Raw genomic sequence first — 8,687 nt, 5'->3', positions numbered from 1 at the left:
CGAGATACTGCGCGCTTCGCAACGCTTCGGCAGGGCGCTGTGGAAACGATGGAGTGGTTATCACATCCGAAGTCGCGTGGAGGCCAAAATGCTATGCCTCAAGGCATTCGGCGAACGCATCATGGCGAGGGACCCAGACAGACAAACCGCCGAAATCCACATCCGCATCGCTCTCATGAACCGATTCTCGGCCCTCGGCACCGCCGAGATCGTGTGTGATGGATGAATCCGCCGCGGAAAGGGGAAGCTCGTCCTCAAAACGAGTTGCGCAACAACGCCCCTTGCAATTGCCCTTTCAAGGATCCGGGCTTTGGATCGTGACACAGATCATCACGAGCTTTCGGCTGATAACTTGTGGCTGGATCATTGGATGGTGTCGCGGCTGGATGACATGTCAGCTTCTGTACTGGGCATACCCGGAAAACTCTCAGGTGTAGTGTTCCATGCGGAAATGCGAGGATCCCTTGGGAGCGAGAGCTTTGCTCTGCAGTGGTGGTGGGAGCGTGAAAAGCGGCAAATTCGGCTCAATCGTACGGGTGCGATAGTAGAATCTGGCGGCGTTTTCATGCGATTGCCTGCGCAGATTTATGACGCAATCATCTTGTCTGAAGCCTTCGACAGCGGCAGACCTCTGCCAGAACATTGGCGCGCTCTTTCGGAATTTCGCGCGGCATTGGGTGATCTTGAAGATGACGGATTAACGCGGCCAGAACGTTATCTGGAAAAGGTGGAAATTGTCGCGTGTGACAAGGTGGGGTTGGCTGTCGATCCCGAGGATCCATTGGGATTTGCGCCGTTACCATTTGTATCTCAGCAAATCCGGCAAGGAGAAATGGCGTCCGAGGTTTCCGCCGCGCTCCAGGGCAATGAGCTTTTTGCGTTCAAAGACGATTCCAACCGCCGCGGCGCTCAACCAGCATATCGGGTAGGAGAGAACAGGTTCCTGATCCTGGACAAGTCTGTTGTGCCGGTTGTCGATGTGATTTCGCGCCATGCAAGAGGAACAGACCAGGAGAAGAGGAATTTCCTCGAAAATGCAGATCGCTTAGTTGCAGAAGCGATTGAGCAAGCTCTGATAGATGAGGGTCGGCTGAACGAACTGATGCCGTCTGCCGATCTGGTAGATGCGGTTGAAACAGAGTTCGAAAAAGCTTGGGCTGAAACGCGGGAGTGGACTGATCGCGTTATCGAGATCAGGAAGTGGACCAAGCCCGAGATCGAAATTCTTGAAGGATCTGGCACGTCTTGGCTGCCTGAAGACATTGACGCTGTCGTTGGTGAGATCCTGGGAACCATTCCAGAAGAGGATCTGGATACCGTGTTGAAGGCTCTCCTTGCTGCGCAGGAGAGCGGGGATCTGGAGGTCCTGCTTGAACAAGGAGTTCTTCCTGTCACGGAGTTGGTTATCCAGGCAGTGAGACGGCGTCTGGAACTGTATCACAATCGAACCAGCCAGGATCAGGCAGAAGAAGGCGAGGTCACGGCCATTTTGCCGGTGACGCATGACAATTTCTGGGAACTCGAATTCCGCGAAAGGTTGCGCGACAGGCCATCAGCAACGGAGCAAGGGTTGCCCAGTTCGCTAAAGACATCTTTGCACGTGCATCAGAGAAACGCCTTTGATTGGCAAGTATCTGCATGGGAGGCCGGTCTCCCTGGAATCCTGAATGCTGATGAACAAGGCCTTGGAAAGACCGTTCAAACGCTTTCTTTCCTGGCTTGGTTGAATGAGAGGATGACGAAAGGTGAGTTGCCCACCAAACCGTTTCTCATTGTCGCCCCCACATCCTTGCTTAGGAATTGGGAAGATGAAACCAGGAAGCACCTTCTGCCGGGTATTTTCGATGAGCCGGTTCGTCTCTATGGCCGCGAACTCAAGGCGTGGCGCGTTCAGGGTGAACGGGGCAGGGACATTCAGGATGGTCGCGCGAAACTTGACCTCTCCAGTCTTGTTGATTGCTCCGAGCCGCGACTCGTAATTACCACTTACCAAACTTTGGCAAATTACGCGGTGACCTTTGCCCAAACTCCTTTCGAAGTCGCCGTGTTTGATGAAATCCAGAATCTCAAGAACCCATCAACGTTGCGTTCGAATGCGGCGAAGGCTGTCAACGCTGACTTTCGAATTGGTTTGACTGGAACTCCCGTTGAGAATGCTACCCGCGACATTTGGGCTATCATGGATCAGCTGTTTCCCGGGGCTCTGGGTGCGCTCAACGATTTTCGTATCGCCTTTGACATTCCAAAGCAGGGTAACATGCAAGAGTTGCACCGTGCCGTGTTCTCATCGATCAACGGGTACCCGGCATTGGGCATTCGACGCACAAAAGAGAAAGCTGCATCGGATCTGCCACCCAAAGTGAGGGTGCTGCATCCACGCATCATGCCAGAGATCCAAGCGCTCAGATATGATGAGGCTCGTAAACCCGGGCAATCCCTGTTTGGCCTCCTGCACCACATCAGGAGAACATCCTTGCATCCGGGTTTGTTAGAAGGTGAAGCGCCTGAAACTTTTATCCACGCTTCAGCCCGTATTGAGGCTGCCATGGATGTCCTTCGAGCGATCCAGGCAAAGGGGGAAAAGGCGCTCGTGTTTGTCGAGAACAGGGATGTTCAAGCCTGGTTTGCTGAACTGATCAAAATCGAATTCGGCTTGCCACGCGTCGAAATCATCAATGGATCAACTCCTGTGTCGCATCGAAAGGAAATCACAGACCATTTTCAACGCCATATGCAGCATGATGAAGGTTTCGATGTCCTGGTATTGGGGCCGCGTGCGGCAGGTACGGGGTTGACCCTGACAGCGGCAAACCACGTGATCCATTTGACTCGCTGGTGGAATCCCGCGGTCGAAGAACAATGCAACGACCGAACTCACCGCATTGGACAGACCCGCCCGGTAACTGTGCATATCCCCTTGTCTATACACCCGCGCCTCCAGCGCGGTTCTTTTGATTGCCTGTTGCAGAACTTGATGAAGAATAAAAGATCCCTGGCAGACAGCGTTCTATGGCCTCCTGAAAGTGATGAAAGCGAGGTCCGCGCGCTTTACGACGCAATCGTTTCCGCTGAGGAGGAGGATGGTCTCGCCACAGATGAGGGGCTTGTACTCTCAGGCCGCCCGGACTTGGAAACGCAGGAGCTTGGCGAGAACATACTTCGGGTGTGCCTGAAGGGGGGAGGAGCCTCGGTCGTAGTAGCTCTGGATGGTGCAGACCTTCAGCGGGTTATCTTAAGGCCAGAGACGGATGCTGCGGCAATCGTCCTTTCTGACTTCCACAATCTTCCTGAAGGCACGAATGTTCCAACGTCAATTCTGGGTGGGGCAGCGCTCTGGCCAGATTTCGTATTGCCGGATTGATGATTTGAAGTCAGTTGCTTTCCTTCCGCTCGTCCTTTCGGATCAACACGTATTCTCGTTGATCCGAAAGGCAGGGCGACTCTGGACACTATCTCTTCAACTTGCGGCTTCGAATATTGGGTCTTCATCCTCGCCAAGCGGCAGTTGGAAGTTCAGTACGTTGGAGGACGTCGATGAAATATGCAAATCTGCCGACCGGTAGGCCTCAAGCACCCTGGCAAGACGCTTCTTATTTCTCCAGTTTTCCTGTGTGTCTTCGTGCTTCTTGTTTGCCATGTGCCGCGAGTGCAAACGATCTGCAATCGTTTCGTTCTCCTGATTGAACAATGGTTGGTTATTCGGTTTTTCGAGGCTTTCAAGCAGCTCCATGATTTCCTTGATCTGGGCCGAATTCAGGATCTGACGAGCTTTGGAACTTAGGTTTTTCTGGATTTCTCGAGCAGTTGGCTCTTTGCCGGTTCTTTCGCGGTGACGCTCCCGCCGCTCAGCTACAATGCGAACCGGGTCTGACCAACCGGTGTCGTATTCCCGGATCATCACCAATGCACATTCCATGTGGTACTCTGCATAGCGCGTAGCGATCCGTGCCGTTTCAACGTCGATTTCCTTCTGCGATCTTCCGAGCAGGAAGTGAATGACCACCAAATACGACAGGACGGAAAAACCAATCCGGCGAATGAAGGATCCTGGCAGGAGGCTGTTGCCCCAAGTAGGGCGAAGCTCCTGCCACCACGCTTCAATGAAAGGCAGTGTCTCTGGGGCCAGCGTATAGTCGCCGCAGGAGTTCTTCTGCGCACAAAGTGCATGCCACATTTCACGAAGGCCTTCCTGTTCTATCTTGTTCTTTTCTCCCTGGAAGAAAAGAAAATGATCGAACATATCGGTGTCGGTCCGATTTTCAGCTATGACATAGTTGAAACGCTGGCAAAGGCCGTCGAGCATGCTCGGGAGATCAATGTTCATCTTCCACGTTTCGCGTACTGTTAGGCCCAGAAATGTGAAGTGCGGGTCGGTAACAGTGAGTTTGTTTTCCTCGCTCTTTAGCCGGTTGGCGATTTCCTCATGAGAGTATGCGTCGAGAATCCATGGTTTGATCCGTGCATAATTTGAATGAGTTAGAACCAATTTGAAGAATTGGCCCACCTCGTCCTGGAACCAATAGGACCCGTTGTTCTCTTTCAGGTCGATAATCCATTGTGCGTCGCTGCTATATTTTGGGAACATCCGAACTGGGGTGGTCTGGTCCTCGCCAAACAGAGTGTCCTTAACCCGGTTTGTAGCGAGGGTTTTGGAACTTGCTGAAGAAGCCATGGCGATAGTCCAGAGGATCGGCCGATGTGGCTTCATTCCTGGGATCATCAACGAGGCACCACTTTGTGTCAGCCAGGAAGACGCGATCATGATCAACTGGAACAAGGGGAGGGCGTAGCTGGTGTCTGTGGCGTCGAAGTGCTTAAGCATGCGTTGGATGTAGGAGCCACGAGGCACGAGTGGCAGGATGTCCAGTGCCTCCGGGCGTTCCTTGACTGTGAGCATGGCGACAAGGTCGCTTTTCTCCTTCTCGGTCAACGCTCGCTTGCGCTTGCCATCGTTTACCCGAAGATCATTGAACAGGCTCGGCTTGGTCTTACGGCTTGTTGAGGTCTTGGATTTCTGTGCCATCTGCACGCCTTTCTACTTTTCTGCGTGCACGGGACGTGTTGTCATGAACCCTGATCAGGTAACTGGGTTTGATAGGGTGTCGAACTTCGGAAAATGCCAAGGGGTGCCGACAGCCGACAGTTTTTGTAAGTGATTGCTATTAAATTGAAAAACTTGCAATCGCATCGCCGACAAGCCGCCGACAAGCCGCCGACAAAATGCTGCTCAACGAGTTGCGGACAGGACGTTCCAACTTTTTTCTTTTCGATCCAGATCATTGAACCAACGACAAAAATCGGCCAAAACTCATCGCAAGGTTGTTCCGCCTTCAGGGCAGACCAGGAAGTATTTTCAAGGACAGATCATGAGCATCGAAAAGACGTTATTTGCCGCCGCTGACAAGATGCGCGGCTCCATGGATGCCGGCGAGTACAAACACATAGCCCTGGGTCTGCTGTTCCTGCGCCACGTCTCGATGTCCTTTGAGCGCCTGCACGATCAGCTCTCCAAGGAAGACTACTCCGACCCGGAGGATCCGGATGAATACCTGGCCGAGAGCATTTTTTGGGTGCCGGAAAAGGCGCGATGGTCGACGCTGGCTAAGCAATCCAAGGATCCCAAGATCGGGATCATGATCGACGATGCCATGCGGGCGATCGAGGCAGACAATGAAAGCCTCAAGGGCGCGCTGCCCAAGGTCTTCGGCAAGGAGAGCATCGACCGCACAATGCTCACCGGCCTGATCGACCTGTTCACCAACCTCAAGATGGAAGGTAGCAAAGCTGACTTTGACCTCATCGGTCGCATCTACGAATACTGCATCGGCGAATTCGCCAGTTCCGAAGGAAAGCGTGGTGGTGAGTTCTACACGCCCAAGTCGGTCGTCGACACGCTGATCGAGATGATCGAGCCAACCAAGGGCCGTGTCTATGACCCATGCTGCGGCACCGGGGGCTTCTTCGTTCAGTCCGAAAAATTCATCGACGCCCACTCCGGCCAGCGCAATGACATCGCCATTTACGGGCAGGAGCGTAACCACACCACCTTTGGCCTGGCGCGCATGAACCTTGCGATCCGGGGTATCTTTGGCGACATTCGCTGGAACTCCGAGGGTACCCTGGTCAAGGACGCCTTTGCGGACGAGCGGTTCGACTATGTATTGGCAAATCCGCCCTTCAACATTTCAGACTGGTCGGGTGAGCTGCTGCGCGAAGATGCGCGGTGGAAATATGGTGCGCCGCCCGTGGGCAATGCCAACTTTGCCTGGATCCAGCATATCCATCACCACCTTTCGGCATCCGGCATTGGCGGGGTGGTCATGGCCAACGGTTCCATGTCGTCCATGTCTGGGGGCGAGGGCGACATCCGCCGTGCGCTGGTTGAAGGCGACGCGGTGGATGCCATGGTGGCGCTGCCGGGGCAGCTGTTCTACGGCACGCAAATTCCGGCCTGCCTGTGGATCTTGGCCAAGGACAAATCCAACGGCATTGCCAAGGACGCCAAGCTGCGCGACCGGCGGGGTGAGGTGCTGTTCATCGATGCCCGCAAGATGGGTGCGTTGGTGCCGGGCAGCCGCAAGCAGAAAGAACTGTCCGAGGAAGAGATCGGTCGCATTGCCACCGCCTATCACGCCTGGCGGGGGGAGCCGGACGCAGGCGCCTATGAAGATGTGCCGGGTTTCTGCAAATCCGCAGACAAGGACGAGATTGCCAAACACAACTTCGTCCTGACCCCGGGCCGTTATGTGGGGGCAGGGGCCGCCGAGGAAGACGACGAACCCTTCGAAGAGAAGTTCACCCGCCTGATGGGAGAGCTGCGCAGCCAGTTTGCCGAGGGACGGCGGCTTGAAAAGGAAATCGAGGACCGGCTGGGAGCGTTGGGATGAACTCGATCTTCCCAAAGCGCAAAATAAGCGATGTTTGTGAGTTGATCGTCGACTGCGTCAACCGGACTGCACCTAAGGTGGAAGGACCAACGCCTTGGCGGATGTTGCGGACGCCCAATATTCGAAACGGCCGCATCGACACCAACAATTGCTTCTTTGTAAACGAAGAAACTTTTGAGAGGTGGACACGCCGGGCGACATTGAAGGTCGGAGATACAATTCTGACCCGTGAAGCCCCAGTTGGTGAAGTTGGACTTGTCAGAGAGGCGGAGGGTTTTTTTCTTGGGCAGCGCTTGATGCAATATCGTGCTGACCCTTCAGTAATGGACGCAGGCTTCTTTCACTATGCTATGCGCAGCCCGTATCTTTCCCAACAGTTCCACTCTCATGGAGGTTCAGGCTCTGTCGTCGATCACCTCAGGGTTCCGGATTGCAAAGAGTTTATGGTTCCCTGTCCGCCAATCTCGGAACAGCGCGAGATTGGCACGATCTTGGGGGCGTTGGATGATAAGATCGAGCTGAACCGCAAGACGGCGGCGACCTTGGAAGAAATGGCACGGGCGCTGTACCGGTCGTGGTTCGTCGATTTCGACCCCGTCCACGCCAAAGCCGCAGGCCGCGCCCCGGCCCACATGGACACCCAAACCGCCGACCTCTTCCCCAACAGCTTCGGCAAGGATGGCCTGCCGGAGGGGTGGGAACTTAAGCGCCTTGGTGATTTGATAAAGCTGAATTATGGCAAAGCCTTGAAGAAGGATCTTCGGATTCCGGGGGAGTTTCCAGTCTTCGGTTCAGGAGGCGTTGGCGGCACGCACAAGGAGGCGTTGGTTAAAGTGCCCACAATCATTGTCGGCCGAAAGGGAACAGTTGGGAGCCTACATTGGGCGCCAAATGGATCCTGGCCTATTGATACCGTCTTTTATGTGACAAGCGACTATCCATTGAGCCTCATCATGCGGTTGCTGGGTGAACTTCCTCTCAATGAGATGAACACCGACGCTGCCGTTCCGGGGCTCAACCGTGACAACGCATATCGGTTGGAGATTCCATTTCCAGGCGCGGCGATTGTCCAAGCGTATTCGGAGTTTTCCGATGTGTGGCAGCAGAAGATCGACAAACTTGAAGACGAAAACCAAACCCTCGCCACCCTCCGCGATACGCTCCTGCCGCGCCTGATGTCGGGCGAACTGCGCGTCGGAGCGGCGAAAGGGCAGGTGGAGGAGGTCGTCTGATGGATGATCTGCCCTTCGACAAGGTCTTTGCCGAACAAGATGGGCAAGCCGAGCGCTTTCCGGGTTTCCTATTGGCAGATCACGGAAAGCACACCCGTGCTGAGCCGAAAGTACTTGCTTGGGTCTATGCAGAAGCAACGCTTCGCTCCATCAATTTCGGATTGGAAAACCTGGATACGCCCGAAGCCGGTTATCCCGGGTTGTTCATGGCGCGTCATACGCTGGAGCTGTACCTCAAAGGGCTGGTTCCAGATTGGGAAACCCAAAGGCCCAAAGGTAAGAACCGGCACGCGATTGATTACTTGGAAGAAATCCTGTCAGAACAGTTGAAGCAAGACTACGATGAACGGGAGGTTCAGGCTCTGTCAAAGTTCCTGATCCAGTTTTCAATGCTCGATCCAAAGTCCATGGCTTTTAGGTATCAGGATGGTGCGGTTGTCAGCCTCAAGGATGATCCCTTGTCGGACCCTGAAATTTGGATTGATTTCCAGGCGCTAAAGCAATCACTCTCAATGATATTTGAAGCCCTTGATAAAATTTGGGGCAAGCAAAACTCCAAGGCTTAAGT

At 54.2% G+C, this 8,687-nt stretch carries 5 protein-coding genes and 1 pseudogene; 5 read left to right on the top strand and 1 reads right to left on the bottom strand.

From position 1 onward, the window contains the following. Both ACP151_RS12090 and ACP151_RS12085 read left to right on the top strand, forming a co-directional pair. Nucleotides 1–226, top strand: a pseudogene (locus ACP151_RS12090) (IS5/IS1182 family transposase); the annotation flags it as partial. Nucleotides 227–310: 84 nt separating this feature from the next. Continuing rightward, nucleotides 311–3,361 carry a DEAD/DEAH box helicase gene (locus ACP151_RS12085; RefSeq protein ID WP_424979156.1) on the top strand — a complete coding sequence of 1,017 codons (3,051 nt, stop codon included), beginning with the start codon at nt 311–313 and terminating at the stop codon, nt 3,359–3,361. A 96-nt stretch (nt 3,362–3,457) separates the two neighbouring features. On the opposite strand, the gene ACP151_RS12080 is transcribed toward ACP151_RS12085, so the two are convergent. After that, nucleotides 3,458–5,023 carry a hypothetical protein gene (locus ACP151_RS12080; RefSeq protein ID WP_424979155.1) on the bottom strand — a complete coding sequence of 522 codons (1,566 nt, stop codon included), beginning with the start codon at nt 5,021–5,023 and terminating at the stop codon, nt 3,458–3,460. Nucleotides 5,024–5,366: 343 nt separating this feature from the next. Here ACP151_RS12080 and ACP151_RS12075 point away from each other — a divergent pair, with 343 nt between their 5' ends. From ACP151_RS12075 to ACP151_RS12065, 3 genes are read left to right on the top strand one after another with little or no spacing between them, the layout of a single operon-like run. Beyond that, entirely contained in the window at nt 5,367–6,887 is a 1,521-nt protein-coding gene (locus ACP151_RS12075) for an N-6 DNA methylase (protein WP_424979154.1), read from the top strand. Next, nucleotides 6,884–8,119: a restriction endonuclease subunit S gene (locus ACP151_RS12070; protein ID WP_424979153.1), complete on the top strand. Its 1,236-nt coding sequence runs from the start codon at nt 6,884–6,886 to the stop codon at nt 8,117–8,119. Before ACP151_RS12075 ends, ACP151_RS12070 begins: the two co-directional genes overlap by 4 nt. Continuing rightward, nucleotides 8,119–8,685 (top strand): hypothetical protein, encoded by a 567-nt coding sequence (locus ACP151_RS12065; RefSeq protein WP_424979152.1) that lies wholly within the window; start codon nt 8,119–8,121, stop codon nt 8,683–8,685. Before ACP151_RS12070 ends, ACP151_RS12065 begins: the two co-directional genes overlap by 1 nt. Nucleotides 8,686–8,687: the final 2 nt, after the last annotated feature.

It is taken from the genome of Leisingera sp. S232 (assembly GCF_049800895.1).
Taxonomy (GTDB): domain Bacteria; phylum Pseudomonadota; class Alphaproteobacteria; order Rhodobacterales; family Rhodobacteraceae; genus Leisingera.
The sequence above is the reverse complement of the archived record's forward strand: the minus strand, read 5'-3'. Positions and strand labels throughout refer to the sequence as shown.